The organism is Mesobacillus foraminis, from assembly GCF_004340465.1.
Lineage (GTDB): Bacteria > Bacillota > Bacilli > Bacillales > Cytobacillaceae > Mesobacillus_B > Mesobacillus_B foraminis.
Map to the genome: position 1 here is coordinate 363,027 of NZ_SLVV01000005.1, position 16,719 is coordinate 379,745.

General features: G+C 46.3%; 14 protein-coding genes. All 14 read right to left on the minus strand.

The window, feature by feature from the left end:
* Positions 1 to 6 precede the first annotated feature (6 nt).
* Positions 7 to 639 carry an orotate phosphoribosyltransferase gene (gene pyrE, locus EV146_RS10630; RefSeq protein WP_132005664.1) on the minus strand — a complete coding sequence of 211 codons (633 nt, stop codon included), beginning with the start codon at positions 637 to 639 and terminating at the stop codon, positions 7 to 9.
* Entirely contained in the window at positions 636 to 1,352 is a 717-nt protein-coding gene (gene pyrF / locus EV146_RS10635; RefSeq protein ID WP_132005667.1) for an orotidine-5'-phosphate decarboxylase, read from the minus strand. The genes pyrE and pyrF overlap by 4 nt, the downstream gene beginning before the upstream one ends.
* Entirely contained in the window at positions 1,324 to 2,265 is a 942-nt protein-coding gene (locus tag EV146_RS10640) for a dihydroorotate dehydrogenase (protein WP_132005670.1), read from the minus strand. The genes pyrF and EV146_RS10640 overlap by 29 nt, the downstream gene beginning before the upstream one ends.
* A complete protein-coding gene (locus EV146_RS10645; RefSeq protein WP_132005673.1) occupies positions 2,262 to 3,038 on the minus strand; it encodes a dihydroorotate dehydrogenase electron transfer subunit in 777 nt (258 codons plus the stop codon). The genes EV146_RS10640 and EV146_RS10645 overlap by 4 nt, the downstream gene beginning before the upstream one ends.
* Positions 3,032 to 6,244, minus strand: coding sequence for a carbamoyl-phosphate synthase large subunit (carB, locus tag EV146_RS10650; protein ID WP_132005676.1), 3,213 nt, complete (start codon positions 6,242 to 6,244; stop codon positions 3,032 to 3,034). Before carB ends, EV146_RS10645 begins: the two co-directional genes overlap by 7 nt.
* Complete coding sequence (locus tag EV146_RS10655; RefSeq protein WP_132005679.1) at positions 6,231 to 7,328, minus strand: carbamoyl phosphate synthase small subunit; 1,098 nt, start codon at positions 7,326 to 7,328, stop codon at positions 6,231 to 6,233. The genes carB and EV146_RS10655 overlap by 14 nt, the downstream gene beginning before the upstream one ends.
* The gene (locus tag EV146_RS10660) at positions 7,325 to 8,611 is read right to left on the minus strand and encodes a dihydroorotase (protein ID WP_132005682.1); all 1,287 of its coding nucleotides are present in this window, start codon (positions 8,609 to 8,611) and stop codon (positions 7,325 to 7,327) included. The genes EV146_RS10655 and EV146_RS10660 overlap by 4 nt, the downstream gene beginning before the upstream one ends.
* Positions 8,574 to 9,455, minus strand: coding sequence for an aspartate carbamoyltransferase catalytic subunit (locus EV146_RS10665; RefSeq protein ID WP_241993894.1), 882 nt, complete (start codon positions 9,453 to 9,455; stop codon positions 8,574 to 8,576). The genes EV146_RS10660 and EV146_RS10665 overlap by 38 nt, the downstream gene beginning before the upstream one ends.
* Positions 9,456 to 9,679: 224 nt before the next feature.
* The gene (locus tag EV146_RS10670; RefSeq protein WP_132005688.1) at positions 9,680 to 10,978 is read right to left on the minus strand and encodes a solute carrier family 23 protein; all 1,299 of its coding nucleotides are present in this window, start codon (positions 10,976 to 10,978) and stop codon (positions 9,680 to 9,682) included.
* Positions 10,979 to 11,154: 176 nt separating this feature from the next.
* Entirely contained in the window at positions 11,155 to 11,697 is a 543-nt protein-coding gene (pyrR, locus tag EV146_RS10675) for a bifunctional pyr operon transcriptional regulator/uracil phosphoribosyltransferase PyrR (protein WP_132005691.1), read from the minus strand.
* Positions 11,698 to 11,875: 178 nt separating this feature from the next.
* On the minus strand, positions 11,876 to 12,787 hold the full coding sequence (locus EV146_RS10680) for an RluA family pseudouridine synthase (RefSeq protein ID WP_132005694.1): 912 nt from the start codon (positions 12,785 to 12,787) through the stop codon (positions 11,876 to 11,878).
* Entirely contained in the window at positions 12,762 to 13,250 is a 489-nt protein-coding gene (lspA, locus tag EV146_RS10685) for a signal peptidase II (RefSeq protein WP_132005696.1), read from the minus strand. The genes EV146_RS10680 and lspA overlap by 26 nt, the downstream gene beginning before the upstream one ends.
* Positions 13,251 to 13,338: 88 nt before the next feature.
* The gene (locus EV146_RS10690) at positions 13,339 to 13,623 is read right to left on the minus strand and encodes a hypothetical protein (protein WP_121609327.1); all 285 of its coding nucleotides are present in this window, start codon (positions 13,621 to 13,623) and stop codon (positions 13,339 to 13,341) included.
* A 194-nt stretch (positions 13,624 to 13,817) separates the two neighbouring features.
* Complete coding sequence (gene ileS, locus EV146_RS10695; protein ID WP_132005699.1) at positions 13,818 to 16,583, minus strand: isoleucine--tRNA ligase; 2,766 nt, start codon at positions 16,581 to 16,583, stop codon at positions 13,818 to 13,820.
* Positions 16,584 to 16,719 lie beyond the last annotated feature (136 nt).

The following is a 16,719-nucleotide window of genomic DNA, read 5'->3' on the forward strand; positions in this document are numbered from 1 at the left end:
TCTGTGTTACCTTTTTACCGCTCCCCATTGTGCAGGGTCTTTGCGCCACTGTGCCAGCGTTTCCAGGTCTTCATTGGCAATATCCCCTCTTTCGCTCGCTGCTTCAGCAAGCGTCGTGAAATCAGTCAATGAATACACCTCTACTCCCCCTTGGTCAAGAAGATCTCTGCCTTTATCAAGCTCATATGTAAAAATGGCGACTGCACCAAGAACCTCGCAGCCCGCTTCTCTTAATGCTTCAACCGCATTGATGACACTTCCGCCTGTGGAAATCAAATCCTCTACCACAACAACCTTTTGACCGGGCGCTACTTTTCCCTCAATCTGGTTCCCTTTCCCATGCCCTTTTGCTTTCGACCGGACATAGCACATTGGCAAAGATAGCAATTCACTCACCCAGGCTGCATGCGGGATTCCCGCAGTTGCCGTCCCGGCAACAGATTCAGCATCAGGAAAGTGCTCTAAAATCAATTCCTTTAAACCATTGGCAATTTCTCTCCGGACCTCCGGATAAGACAGGGTAAGGCGGTTATCACAATAAATCGGTGATTGAAGACCGGAAGACCATGTAAAAGGATTATTGGGCCTTAAACTGACGGCTTCAATTTCTAGTAATCTTGAGGCAATTTCTTTTTTCACTGCAATACACCTTCCCATTCATTTTTTATCGTATAATAGCTTTCCAGCGGAGCAGCAGATCTTGTTACCGGGCGCCCGACTACAATGGCAGATCCCCCTGCTTCTTTTGCAAATCGCGGAGTGGCTACCCTTTTCTGGTCACCTTCCTGGTTCCCGGACGGGCGAATGCCTGGTGTTACAGTCAGAAAGCCTGCTCCTAATCCTGAACGAATCAGGCTCACTTCCTGGGCTGAACATACAACCCCATCAAGTCCTGATTGCTGAGCCCTTTTTGCATAATGCAGGACGGATTCCTGAAGAGGAACCGAAATCAGCTGGTCACTTTTCATCTGTGCCTTTGATGTACTCGTTAATTGAGTGACAGCAATGCAGAGCGGGCGGCTGCTTCCGGCAGCTGTACCGATTTCCAGCCCTTCAAGAGCAGCTTCCATCATTTCCCGTCCCCCGGCTGCATGAACATTCACCATATCGGCTCCAAGCCTGGCCAGGCTCTTCATGGCGCTTTGAACGGTATTTGGAATATCATGGAGCTTCAAATCAAGAAAGACTTCATGGCCTTGTTCTTTCAGATACTGGACAATTCCCGGCCCTTCCGCATAGAACAATTCCATTCCAACTTTTACGAACAGCTTTTCTTCTTCAAAGGGTTTCAGAAAATCAACAACCGTCCTTTTATCTGGAAAATCAAGCGCGATGATGAGCGAATTGTTCAACTTTCTTCCAGCTCCTTCCTGTACATTCAGAAATATGGCTATAACCGAGCTTTGCTAAAAGTGCCGGGAGTTCTTCAATAATCGATGGGCATACAAAAGGGTCCACAAAGTTTTGAGTTCCGACAGCAACAGCACTGGCCCCTGCGTAGAAAAATTCAATCACATCCTCCGCCGATTGAATTCCGCCCATCCCGATGATTGGAATGGAAACCTGCTGGCTTACCTCATAAATCATCCTTAGGGCAACAGGCTTTACAGCTGCACCTGACAATCCTCCTGTCCGGTTGGCCAATATCGGTTTGGCAGTCTGAAGGTCAAGCCTCATCCCTAAAAGAGTGTTAATCATCGTCAGACCGTCGGCCCCGCCGGCCTCCACTGCTTTCGCTATGCTCACAATATCCGTGACATTTGGAGAAAGCTTGACATATACGGGCACACTCGAAACTGCTTTTACCTTTTGAGTAAGGCTTTTCGCCATCTCAGGATCGGTACCGAAAGCAATGCCGCCGGTCTTGACGTTCGGGCAGGAAATATTCAGCTCCAGCGCATGAACATTGGGAGCATGGGAGATTTCTTTGGCAACTTGCACATAGTCCTCTTCTGTCGATCCCGCTACATTTGCAATGATGGGTACATCAAACCGTTTAAGCCAGGGCAGCTCTTCGGAAAGGACCTTTTTCAGTCCCGGATTTTGCAGTCCGATGGCATTCAGCATCCCTCCTGGTGTTTCTGCCACCCTGGGAGTCGGATTTCCGAACCTTGGCTCAGGTGTTGTTGCCTTCACCATAATTGCACCTAAAATGTCGAGGTTAAACAGATTGCTGAATTCCTTTCCAAAGCCGAAACACCCAGAAGCTGGCATGACGGGATTTTTTAATGACAAACCTGGCAGGTCTATATTCAACATACTCATATTGCCACCTCCCCAGCGCGGAATACCGGTCCATCGCTGCATACTTTTTTATAGGAATAGCCTTCAGGATCATCTTTCAAATGGCAGACGCATGCAAAGCAGGCCCCTATTCCGCAGCCCATCCGCTCTTCCAGTGACAGGTAAACTTTTTTTGCAAACTCCCCTTCTTCTACTGCTCTCAACATGGGAGTAGGCCCGCATGAATAGACAATGTCCGCATGAAACTTTTCGTTATTCAGTACGCTCGTGACAAAGCCTTCTGTCCCGTGTGTCCCATCGACAGTTGCTACATAGGTCTGGCCTAACTCCGCAAACTTGCTTTCATAGAAAACAGATCCCTGTGTCTGGAATCCGAGAATATTGATCACTGTTACTCCCTTGCTGACCAGCTGCTTTGCCAGTTCGTACAGCGGAGGAACTCCTATGCCGCCGCCAACCAGTACAGCGAGATTCCCTTTCCCTGCTTCTGCGACAGGGAAACCATTGCCAAGCGGACCAAGGATATCGACCTGGTCCCCGGGTTTCTTTTCAGCAAGAAGGGAGGTTCCCCTCCCCTGCTTTCTGTATATAAGCGTAAACTGGCTCTTTTCCTGGTTGATATTAGCAATTGAAATCGGCCTTCTAAGCACTGGATCGAGTCCATCCGAAACTTTTACATGGACAAATTGTCCGGGCTGTTGCATTTGTTTAGTCATTTCGCCTTCCAGTACCAGTTCATATACAGAATCGGCAATACAAGTATGGCTGACCACTGAACAATGCTCTTTTAACATACCCCGGCACCCTCTTTGCTTGATGCTGGCTGGATGGACCCTGCAGAGAATGTCATGGATTCAATGACTCTCAGGATGGCTTCAGCAGTATCAAGGGAAGTCAGGCATGGCACTCCATTTTCAACCGATTCCCGGCGGATTTTGAAGCCGTCACGCTCTGGCTGTTTTCCTCTGGTCAGCGTATTGACAACAAGCTGAGCCTGCCCGCCGCGGATGACATCAATCAAATCAGGTCCTTCTGAACCAATTTTTCCAACTGTTTTTACTTTAACCCCGGCATTCTGAAGATAGCTGGCCGTACCACTTGTAGCGAATAGCTGGTATCCAATCTCGACAAAGCGCTTTGCCAGGTGAAGGGCTTCCTCTTTATCCTTGTCAGCTACTGTCATCAGGACTGTTCCAAACGTCTTAAATTTCATTCCCGCTGCAACCATGCCTTTATAAAGCGCCTTTTCCAAAGTGATGTCCTTGCCCATTACTTCTCCAGTTGACTTCATCTCCGGTCCAAGCGTGATATCTACTCTTCTTAGTTTTTCAAAAGAGAATACCGGAACTTTTACATAGACTTCTTCTTGTTCAGGAACAAGGCCGGAACTGTAGCCTTGGGATGCGATTGATTGCCCGAGTATCGCCTTTGTTGCAATTTTCGCCATCGGCACATGGGTAATCTTGCTCAGGAAAGGCACTGTACGGCTTGAGCGCGGATTCACTTCAAGCACAAACACCTCACCCTTTGAGACAACAAACTGAATATTAAGCAGTCCAATAATATTTAACCCTCTTGCCAGCCTTTCCGTATAAGAGACTAGCTTTTCCTTTATATCCACACTCAGGCTTTGAGGAGGATATACCGCAATGGAATCTCCGGAGTGGACACCAGCGCGCTCAATGTGTTCCATAATTCCTGGGATCACAACTGTTTCACCGTCGCAGATTGCATCTACCTCGATTTCTTTCCCAGTTAAGTAACGATCAATCAGCACAGGATGTTCCGGATTCACCTTCACAGCATTTTCCATATAGTGGAGTAATTCTTCCTCTTTATAAACAATTTCCATTGCCCTTCCGCCAAGAACATAAGACGGTCTTACCAATACCGGGTAACCAATTTCTTTTGCAATTGCAGAGGCCTCGGAGACCGACATTGCTGTGCTTCCTGTCGGCTGAGGGATATTCAGCTCTGTCATAGCCTGTTCAAATTTATCGCGGTTTTCTGCCCGGTCCACATCCTCAAGCGATGTTCCCAGGATGCGCACGCCTTTTGCAGCAAGCCCTGCTGCAAGATTGATAGCGGTTTGCCCTCCAAACTGGACTACAACACCAACAGGTTTTTCCAAGTTGATCACGCTCATTACATCTTCGACAGTCAAAGGCTCAAAATATAGTTTGTCAGAAATACTGAAGTCTGTAGAAACCGTCTCGGGATTATTATTGATGATGATTGCTTCGTATCCTGCCTCTTTTATTGCCTTGACGCAATGAACGGTTGCATAATCAAATTCGACCCCTTGCCCGATCCTGATTGGGCCGGATCCAAGAACAACGACGCTGTCCCGGTCTGTTCGGACAGATTCGTTTTCATCCTCATAGCTGCTGTAAAAATAAGGTGTCTCTGATTCAAATTCCGCTGCGCAGGTATCCACCATTTTATAAACTGGAACAATTCCTGCCTCCAGGCGCCATTTGTATACCTCTGTTTCGCTTGTATTCCACAGCGCTGCAAGAATGGAATCTGCAATCCCCAGCGTCTTGGCTTTCTTTCCTGCTTCTTCATCAAAAGGTTTCATTTTAAGGTCATCCTCATACCTGATCAGCTTATCAAGCTTATGAAGGAAGAACAGATCGATTTTGCTCCATTCATGTATGGTATGGATGCTGACCCCTCTTCTAAGAGCTTCCCCGATATAAAAGAGCCTCTCATCCCCTGCTTTTCTAATTCTTTTCTCGATTAAAGCATCGTTGAATTCCGCACTGTCTTTTAATTCCAGATGATATACACCTGCTTCAAGTGAACGGACTGCTTTTAAAAGCGATTCCTCAAAGGTGCGGCCAATCGCCATTACCTCTCCTGTGGCTTTCATCTGTGTGCCCAGAGTCCTGTTACCTGATTCAAATTTATCAAACGGCCAGCGCGGGATTTTCGTCACAATATAATCAAGGGCTGGTTCAAAACAAGCATAAGTGCGTCCGGTAACAGGATTCATCATTTCATCAAGCGTCAGCCCGACCGCAATCTTTGCTGCAAGCTTGGCGATCGGATAGCCTGTTGCCTTTGATGCAAGAGCTGATGACCGGCTGACCCTTGGATTTACCTCAATAACATAATAGTTGAAGCTGTTCGGGTCCAAAGCTAGCTGCACGTTGCAGCCTCCTTCAATTTTTAATGCCCTGATAATTTTTAACGAGGCATTTCTCAGAAGCTGGTATTCCCTGTCACTTAAGGTCTGGCTTGGAGCAACGACAATCGAATCTCCAGTATGGATTCCAACCGGGTCAAAATTTTCCATATTACATACAACGATCGCGTTGTCATTTGAATCGCGCATTACTTCATATTCAATCTCTTTAAATCCTGCAATGCTCTTCTCCAGCAGACATTGTGTTACAGGACTGTATTTCAAACCGCTTGTAACAATCTCAATCAATTCTTGTTCATTGCTGCAGATTCCTCCGCCTGTTCCTCCAAGGGTGTAGGCAGGACGGACGATGACAGGGTATCCTACTTGCTCAACAAATTGATAGGCTTCTGCAAGGTTATGGATGATTTCACTCTCCGGAACCGGCTGACCCAATTCATTCATCAGGTTTCTAAAAAGCTCCCTGTCCTCTGCTTTCTCGATAGCATCTAATTTTGTACCAAGGATTTCAACACCGCATTCTTCCAATATCCCTGCCTTGGCAAGCTCTACTGCCATATTAAGGCCTGTTTGGCCTCCCAGGGTTGGAAGGATGGCATCCGGTCTCTCTTTGCGGATAATCCTGCTGACGAACTCAAGCGTGATCGGTTCTATATAAACAACATCGGCGATTTCTGTATCCGTCATGATGGTTGCCGGATTGGAATTGACTAGGATTACTTTATAGCCTTCTTCACGGAGGGCAATGCATGCCTGTGTTCCTGCATAATCAAACTCTGCGGCCTGGCCGATGATGATTGGGCCGGACCCGATGACTAGAATACTTTTGACGTCTTTACGCTTTGGCATAAACTGTACCCTCCTGTTTTTCTGTCTCTACTAAACTTAAAAACTGTTCGAACAAACCATTGGCATCTTCAGGTCCTGGTGACGCCTCTGGATGGTACTGCACCGTGAAGGCAGGTGCACTCTTGTGTGCAAGCCCTTCGACTGTCCCGTCATTCAGGGCAATGTGGGTAATTTCAAGGTCTGTTCCTGAGATGGAGTCTTCTTCTACCGTATAACCATGATTCTGTGATGTTAAGGCTACTTTCCCAGTCTTTAAATCCTTAACCGGATGATTGGATCCTCTGTGGCCAAATTTCATCTTGGCTGTGTCTGCTCCGCAAGCCAGTGCAAACAGCTGGTGTCCCAGACAGATTCCGAACAATGGCACCTTGCCAAGAATCCCTTTAATCATTTCAATCGCTTCAGGGACATCCTTTGGGTCCCCAGGTCCGTTTGAGAGCATCACTCCATCTGGGCTAAGGCTTAAAATTTCCTGTGCTGTGGAGTTATAAGGGACCACGATCACATCACAGTTCCTATCATTCAATTCTCTGAGAATACCGTGCTTCATTCCAAAATCGACAAGCACGATCCTGCTCCCTCTCCCTGGGCTTGGAAACGGCCTTCTTGTGGATACCTGTTTGACCTGGTCGTTCCGTAGCTTGGAAGCACGAAGCTTTTCGATTACTTCCTCCACTTTCTCTTCTGCGCTGCAAATTGCCCCCTTCAGCGTTCCGTAATGGCGGATTATTTTAGTCAATTTTCTAGTGTCTATTCCTGAAATCCCCGGGATATTTTTCATTTTCAAATATTCATCAAGGGACATTTCGCTTCTCCAGTTGGAAGGGAAATCCGCTGCTTCTTTTACAACAAACGCTGCAATTGCTGGATTAATAGATTCAAAGTCATCGCGATTGATTCCGTAGTTGCCCACCAATGGATAAGTCAATGTCACAATCTGTCCGCAATACGATGGATCCGAAAGGATTTCCTGGTATCCAGTCATTCCTGTGTTAAAGACCACCTCTCCAATAATGGCTGAATTGCTCCCAAAAGCCTCACCGGCAAAAACTGTTCCATCTTCTAAAATCAGCAGCCTTTTCATGCTGTTACACTCCCTTTGCTCCAAACTATTTTTCCTTCAGCAATTGTCAGTACAGGCCAGCCTTTGCAGCTCCAGCCAGCAAATGGCGTGTTTTTCCCTTTTGACAAGAACTTGGAAGGGTCAATTTTTTCTTCGTGAGTTATGTCAATCAATACTAGATCAGCTGGTGAACCTTCCTCCAGTCTTCCATATGGAAGGGAGAAGGCTTCTGCCGGCTTGATGGTCAAAAAGTCAATCAGCTGTTTCAGGGTGATGACTCCTTTTTCGACCAGACCTGTATACAACAGCGGAAAAGCTGTCTCCAGGCCGACAATCCCAAATGGTGCCAGCTCCAGCCCTTCGGCTTTTTCCTCGCTCGTATGAGGAGCATGGTCTGTGGCAATGAAATCAATAGTGCCATCCAGCAGTCCTTCAATCAAAGCCTGCTGATCTTCCCTGGCCCTTAATGGCGGGTTCATCTTATAATTTGTGTCATGCCCTGGAATATCATCTTCATTCAATAATAAATGGTGCGGAGTGACCTCTGCTGTGACTCTAATTCCATGGCGCTTTGCATCGCGTACGGCACGGACAGATTCTTTCGTGCTGATATGGCAAACATGGTAGTGGCACCCTGCCTGTTCGGCAAGCAGGACATCCCTCGCAATATGTACAGCTTCACATACTGAAGGAATTCCGTTGATACCTAGTTCGGCAGACTTTTTCCCTTCATGAAGCGATCCTTTATTTATAAGAGTATTGTCCTCACAATGAGCAACAATGGCCATGTCGACCTTAGCCGCCTGTTTCATTGCTTCAAGCATCATCCCTGCAGCCTGAATCCCGACACCGTCATCTGTAAATGCAAAAGCTCCGGCTTCCTTTAGGGCTTCAAAGTCTGTCAAATCCTTGCCTAATTCTCTTACAGTTATTGAAGCATATGGCAAAACCCTCACTGCAGCCGTTTCGGCGATTCTTTCCTGAAGTTTATTAAGCTGCTCTGCTGAATCCGGCACTGGTCGTGTATTTGGCATCGCGGCTACTGTTGTAAAACCGCCCCTGGCTGCTGCCTTCGTACCTGTTTCGATTGTTTCTTTTTTCTCTCCGCCCGGTTCACGAAGATGGACGTGCAGATCAACCAGGCCCGGGGCGATCAGCATCCCTGCTGCATCAATGGTCTCCGCTGCTGCCCTGTTCAGTTCATTTCCAATTTCTAAAACTGTTCCATTTTCTATATAAATTTCAATTTGGCTAATTTCCCCTGTTTCAGTAAGCAACCGGCCATTTTTGATTAGCAATGACATATTTATTTCCCCCTTCTTTATTTTCTAAAGCTCTTTGTAAAACTGCCATCCGGACAAAAACTCCATTCTGCATTTGTTTAAAAATGCGTGAACGGCTGCATTCTACCAGCGCATCGTCGATTTCCACGCCGCGGTTGACTGGTGCCGGATGCATAATGATGCTTCCCTTTTTCATTGTTCTTTCCCGGGCGGCAGTAAGTCCAAAATGCCGGTGGTAGCTGTCCAAATAGACATTTTCATTCCCCCCGTGACGCTCGTGCTGAATGCGCAATAGCATCACTACGTCTGAACTCGAAACCGCCTCATCAATGTTTACGAATCGGTATCCTTTTGAGTGGGCGTCCTGATCGAACCATTCAGGCGGTCCGGAGAACACGACTTCTGCACCAAGCCGGGTTAATGCATCCGCGTTGGATCTCGCTACCCTGCTGTGGGCTATATCACCAACGATAGCCACCTTTAAGCCCTGAAAACCTCCAAATTCCTGACGTATGGTCAGCAGGTCGAGCAGTGATTGTGTAGGATGGTGGCCGCACCCGTCACCCGCATTGATCACCGGGATTTTCAGCCTTCCCTTCAGCTCTTCAAAATAGTTGTCGATGCTGTGGCGGATAACAACCGCATCAGCTCCAATGGACTCCAGTGTTTTGATCGTATCGTAAAGGGTTTCCCCTTTCTGGACGCTTGATGTCTGGACCTCAAACGGGATGACCTCAAGGCCAAGTTTACGTTCTGCTACTTCAAAGCTGGATTTTGTTCTGGTACTTGGTTCATAGAACAGATTGGCCACAAACCTCAGCCCTTTTGGGCGCCATTCTTTTCCTTCAGCAAAACTTTGAGCCATATCCAGGATCCTGGCTATTTCGCCTGTCGAAAGTTCAGTTGTTGTCAGCAAATCTTTTTTCAATGTGTCCGCCTCCTTTTATTTCCGTAAAAAAAGCACCCTGAGGGTATCAGGGTGCTTAACAGGGGTGCTCCCCCGCGATGTGGAATCCGGACAGTGCAAAACTGTTGCGAAAAACACATCTACACCCTTTCAAGCCTCTCTGGACCAGTATTAAAAGGTGATTACGCTATGCTATTTTTATCTTCTTTATCAAACATTTCTTCGGCTCCTTCTTTATTGCCTGGAAGGATGAGATTCAGGATTATTCCGATGATTGCCGCAAGAGCCATTCCCTGTATTTGGAATTGATCGGATACTTGGATATAGGCCCCGCCAATCCCAAGAACCAGGATTACAGAAGCAATAACCAGGTTTCGGTTATCCCCAAAATCGATTTTGCTATCAACCAGCATCCTCAAGCCAGAAGATGCAATTATTCCGAAGAGGAGGATGGATACCCCGCCCATAACCGGAGTAGGAATCGTCCCGATAAGGGCTGTTATTTTTCCGATAAATCCAAACAGGGTTGCTGCCACCGCTGCCCCGAACAGGACATATACACTGTACACTCGGGTGATGGCCAGGACACCGATGTTTTCCCCGTAAGTAGTTTTGGGAGGTCCGCCGATGAGAGCCGAAATGATTGTGGCTGTTCCATCTCCAAGAATGGAGCGATGGAGACCAGGTTCCTTGATGTAATCCCTGCCGACTACTTTGCTTAACACAAGCTGATGGCCGATATGTTCGGAGAGCGTGACGACTGCCACAGGAACCATCAGCAGAGCGAGATCGAGCGTTACATTTATTTCATAATCTACAAACGGGATGATAAAGTCCGGCATTTCAAACCAGTTTGCTTCTTTTACAGGACTGAAATCTACAATCCCGACGGCCAGGGAGTAAAGGTATCCAACAACAATCCCGATCAGGATTGGAACCATGCTTAACATTCCTCTGGCGTATATAGAGCAAATTATGGTTGCAGCAAGCGTGACAAGGGCAGCTGAAAAGTGAAGGATGCTATATTCCCCTGCCGGGTTGTTCATTGCCATGCTGACGGCTGTGCCGGCAAGAGCCAGCCCGATTACTATAATCACTGGCCCAGTTACAATGGGAGGAAGAAGCTTCATAATCCAGCGGTAGCCTGCCTTTTTGATTACCAGTGCTACTATCCCGTAAACAAGGCCTGCCAGGAAGGTGCCTATCATCGCACCGGCCGGGCCTCCACTGGCCTTGGCCGCTATGACTGGAGCGATAAATGCGAACGATGAACCGAGATAGGCAGGAACCTGCCATTTTGTGATAAGAAGAAATGCAATGGTTCCAAGTCCGCTTGATATCAGCGCTATTGCAGGACTCAGCCCGACAAGGTAAGGGACTAGAATAGTTGAGCCAAACATGGCAAATAAGTGCTGCAGGCTAAGTGTGACCCATTGAACGGGAGATGGGACGTCTTTTACATCTAATATGATTTTATTCATTGTTGTTAGCTCCCCCTGTTGCATTAAAGTGTAAAGGAATGAAATGGTAAACTATCTTATTTTACAAAAAAACCTCTTTGTCTATACACAAAGAGGGCACGAATGTCTGCACAGGAGCATTCTTCTGTACGTCCCCCCTTTTCAGCCTCTCTGGACTGTTTTAAAAAGGGCAATATTTATTTTTCATAAATGGAGACACGATCTTGCTGGTCAACCTCTGCAAGTTCAACCACTATCTGTTCGGCACTTGACGTTGGGATGTTCTTGCCGACAAAGTCTGCCCGGATGGGAAGCTCCCTGTGCCCCCTGTCCACAAGCACCGCAAGCTGTATGGCTGCCGGGCGCCCAATGTCTATCAACGCGTCCATTGCCGCACGTACGGTCCTTCCTGTATACAGAACATCGTCAACCAGGATAACCTTCTTATTGGCAATCCTTACGGGAATGTCTGATCCATTCACCTGCGGCTCCTGATTCGAAGTTTTAACAGAAAGATCATCCCGGTAAAGGGTGATATCAAGTTCACCCACTTCAATGGCATTTCCTTCAATCTGCTCAATTCGTTCTGCCAGGCGGTTGGCAATATAGATGCCCCGGGTCCTGATGCCAACAAGGACACAATCCTCTATCCCCTTGTTTCGTTCTATGATTTCGTGGGCAATTCTTGTCAATGCCCGGCGAATTGCTTGTTCATCTAAAACTGTCGCTTTTTCCGTCATTGTTATTCTCCTTAAAATAAAAACCCTCTCACCGTTTGGGTGAGAGGGTAGAGGAATTCTACATTTAAACAGGCTTAAAGTGTGCCTGCTGCCGTTTTCCGTCACCTTCCCAGCCTCACGGGACTGTCTTAAAGGTCTTATTTAACTATAGTAATCGTATGTCATCCAAGTGGAAAAGTCAATGATTATTTTCAAGGTCCTCCAGAAGCTGCTCAAAATATGCAGGCAGAGGAGCTTCAAACTCAAGGTATTGCCCTGTCCGTGGGTGCTCGAATCCAAGCACGCCTGCGTGAAGCGCCTGACCTCCAATGTCAAGCGTTTTCCGCGGTCCGTACTTTGGATCCCCTGCCAGCGGATAGCCGATGTATTTCATATGGACACGGATTTGATGGGTTCTGCCTGTTTCAAGCTGGCATTCAATAAATGTAAAATCTTTAAAGCGCTCAAGTACATTAAAATGGGTTACTGCATGTTTTCCATTATCCACTACAGCCATGCTCTGGCGATCCTTCTGATCACGACCAAGCGGCGCTTCAATGGTCCCGTAATCATGCGGAATGGTTCCATGGACGATCGCCTTATATTTCCGGGTTACAGTTTTAGCCACCAGCTGATTCACAAGGCTTTCATGGGCTAAATCATTTTTAGCAACCATTAAAAGCCCCGAAGTATCCTTGTCGATTCGGTGGACGATCCCCGGACGAAGAACACCATTGATGCCTGAAAGATCTTTGCAGTGAGCCATCAAGCCGTTGACTAGCGTTCCTGACATATGGCCAGGTGCCGGATGTACAACCATCCCTTTTGGTTTATTGACCACCAGAACATCACTGTCTTCATAAAAAATTTCCAGGTCCATATCTTCTGGGACGACATCAAGCTCCTCTGGTTCTGGAATCTCTATCTCAATCTCATCGTTCAAGCTGCATTTATAATTAGCCTTTACGGCCTTTCCATTAACAAGGACCTGTCCATCTTTTAACCATTGCTGGACAAGGCTTCGGGACCATTCCCCATTCATGGAAGAAATCGCCTTGTCGATCCGCTCGCCGGCCAGACTTTCGTCAATTTTTCGTATTATTTTCTCCATATGCCTTCTTTTTCGCCTCTCTCTCTTCCCTTAGCATTTGCAGCATTAATATCCCAACACCAATCACAAGTGCAGAGTCCGCAATGTTAAAAATCGGGAAATCATAACCAAAAATATAGGTGTTAATAAAATCAACAACTTCGCCTCGAAAAATCCTGTCGATAAAATTGCCGATTGCCCCTCCAAGCATAAATGCAAGAGAAGTACCCAATAGCCGTTTGCCCTTCGCTTCTTTCTGAATGTAATAAACCAGGGCAACCACCACTATAGAAGTAATAATATAAAAAAACCACATTTGTCCCTCTAAAATTCCCCATGCTGCGCCACGATTCCGATGGGAAGTTATATACAGGAAGTTCTCAATGATCTGGATACTTTCACCAAGTTCCATGTTTTTTACAATCAGCCATTTAGTAAGCTGATCAAGCAGAATAATAAATAAGGCAATTATGTAATAAAACACAAAAGCAACCTCCATATCGGCTGGAAATCATTACTTTTGCATTTTAGCATAATGTTTTGGAAAACGACAGTGATTCTGCATTTTCCGTTTAAGAATAGAGCGGTTTGCGCAGGAAGAACCCCATTTGCCTGAAATCCTCTTCCGTCCGGGCGGTAGGCACCATCCCGAGCAAGCCATCCGGAATCAATTCTCCGGACATTTCACATTTTCCAAACTGGCCTGATTCAATTTTCGACAGGGCTCTTTCTACATCATCCAGCTCCGCTTTAATATACAACAGAATGGTACTATTGTGCTCCGCATTCTCTATGCAGCTTAACAGTTCTTCTTTGGTTCGACGGAGCTCTTCATAGATAAAGTGATATTTCTTCATATATCGCTGCCTCCGTTCCTGTTTAAAGCTATTATTGCCTGTAGTTTCCCTTCAACACGCTTAAACTTTTGACAAGCAGTACAGGAATTGTCGGAGAAGGAAATATTTAAAAAAAAATGACCCCGGCACCAAGCCGGAGTCATACAATTACTTCGTTTTATTTAATTCAATTGGAGCAACTTGGAAGATCACTCTTAATTGGAATAATGTTCTTTTAATACACTGGCACATCTCGGGCAAACAGTTGGGAATTCTTCCACTTTTCCCACCTCTGGAGTGACAACCCAGCAGCGTTCGCAAGTTTCGCCTTCAGCCTTTGTTACCACGATAGCAGCATGTTCAAGCTTAACCGCATTTTCAGGAGCTTCTTCGTAGGATCCGGCAATTTCAAAGCCAGAGACAATAAAGAGCTGGCCCAGATTTTCTTCAATCGAATCCAGAAGTTCCTTTGTCCTGCCGTTTACATAAAGAGAAACTTTCGCAGCCAGGGACTTTCCAATTACCTTTTCATTACGTGCTTCTTCCAATGCTTTTAAGACATCATCGCGCAGGTTTAAGAATGCATTCCACTTATCTTCGAGCTCTTTCTCATTAGGAATTTCCTTCGCTTCCGGCAAATCAGTCAGCTGGACACTTTCTTCAGTCACAGACGGGATAAATGACCAGACCTCATCAGCCGTATGGGAAAGAATTGGAGCAACCAGTTTAACAAGCGATAGAAGGCTCTCATGCAGAACAGTCTGAATGGCACGGCGGTCAGGATGATTGACTCCCTCGATATACAGGATATCCTTCGCAAAATCAAGGTAGAACGCACTCAGATCCAGTGTACAGAAATTATTGACTGCATGGTAGACACCTGCGAATTCATATTTTTCATAGGAATCGCGGACATGCTTAGTCAGCTTGTTCAGCTTAACGAGCATAAATTGATCAACTTCGCGAAGTTCCTCAAATGGGACAGCATCAGTTGCAGGATTAAAATCAGAAAGATTTCCAAGCAGGAACCTGAAGGTGTTGCGGATTTTACGGTAAACCTCGGCAACCTGCTTTAAAATCGCATCCGATACGCGGACATCTGCCTGATAGTCTACAGATGCTACCCACAGACGCAGGATATCAGCCCCAAGCTGGTTCATCACTTTTGCAGGAACTACTACATTCCCAAGTGATTTACTCATTTTTCGGCCGTCGCCATCGAGGACGAATCCGTGGCTTAGTACTCCTTTATACGGTGCTTTCCCTGTAACGGCCACAGAAGTGGACAACGAAGAGTTGAACCAGCCGCGGTACTGGTCAGATCCTTCAAGGTAAAGGTCTGCCGGACGCTCAAGGTCATCCCGCTCTTCAAGAACAGCCTGATGAGATGAACCGGAATCAAACCAAACATCCATAATATCGGTTTCTTTCGTAAATTGTCCATTTGGACTGCCTGCATGTGTAAATCCTTCAGGCAATAAATCCTTGGCTTCCCGTTCAAACCAGATATTAGACCCATTTTCCCTAAATAGATTTGATACATGGTCAATGGTTTCGTCTGTGATGATCGGATCTCCATTTTCAGCATAAAACACCGGGATTGGCACACCCCATGCACGCTGTCTTGAAATACACCAGTCTCCGCGGTCGCGGACCATATTATAAAGTCTCGTTTCTCCCCACGCCGGAACAAATTTTGTATCATTAATCGCCTGAAGAAGGTCAGTCCTGAAATCTTTAATTGAAGCAAACCATTGTGCTGTTGCCCTGAAGATAACAGGCTTCTTTGTTCTCCAGTCATGCGGATAGGAGTGCGTGATAAAAGATAGCTTTAATAAGGCGCCTTTTTCCTGGAGCTTCTCTGTAATCGGTTTGTTGGCTTCATCATAGAACAGGCCTTCGAAACCTTCAGCTTCTGCCGTCATATACCCTTTATCATCTACAGGATTCAGCACTCCGAGGCCGTATTTTTGACCAACATAAAAGTCGTCTTCCCCGTGGCCTGGTGCCGTATGGACACAGCCTGTTCCTGCATCGGTTGTAACATGTTCACCTAGCATGACAAGGGAATCACGGCCGTAAAGCGGGTGCTCTGCCACGATATTTTCAAGTTCTTTTCCTTCCACTTTTTGAACTGCCTTTGGATCTTCCCAGCCAATTTCAGCCGCAACACTCTCTAGCAGTGCCTCCGCAACAAGGTATTTCTTTCCGCTTTCTTCAACAACGACATATGTTAATTCAGGATGGACAGAAATACCAAGGTTCGCCGGAATAGTCCAAGGAGTTGTTGTCCAGATAACAATCTCAATATCATCTGACAGGACTCCCTGGCCGTTCTTCACCTTGAAGCCTACATAAATCGAAGCGGAACGCTTATCTTGATATTCAATTTCAGCTTCAGCCAGTGCTGATTCGCTGGAAGGGGACCAGTAAACCGGCTTTAGCCCTTTATAGATATAGCCCTTCTTGGCCATATCTCCAAACACTTTAATTTGCTGCGCTTCATACGCAGGCTTCAATGTGATATATGGGTTTTCCCAGTCTCCACGTACTCCAAGACGCTTAAATTGGGTTCTCTGGCTTTCAATCTGGCCGTAAGCATATTCTTCACACAGCTTGCGGAATTCAGCGACGGTCATTTCTTTCCGCTTAACGCCTTTATTTGTTAAAGCCTGTTCAATAGGAAGTCCATGAGTATCCCATCCAGGAACGTATGGAGAGGAGTAGCCTGTCATGGATTTATAGCGGACAATGAAATCCTTGAGGATTTTATTTAAGGCATGCCCGATATGAATGTCTCCATTTGCATATGGAGGTCCATCGTGCAGAATAAAGTGTGGCCGTCCCTCGGTCCTCTTCTGTACTTTTTCATAAATATTCGTTTCTTCCCACTTCGCCTGGATATCCGGTTCCCGCTTAGGAAGATTCCCGCGCATTGGAAAATCCGTTTTCGGCATCAGCAATGTATCTTTGAAATCCATTCTTTTTTCCTCCTACAGTTAACTTGCAACTAGACATGATCTGAAGTGTTATTTCATAAAACCTCTGTTAAACACGATACCTTTTAACAAGAGCCTAAATAAATAAAAAAACCTTCTCATCCCAGAAAGGGACGAG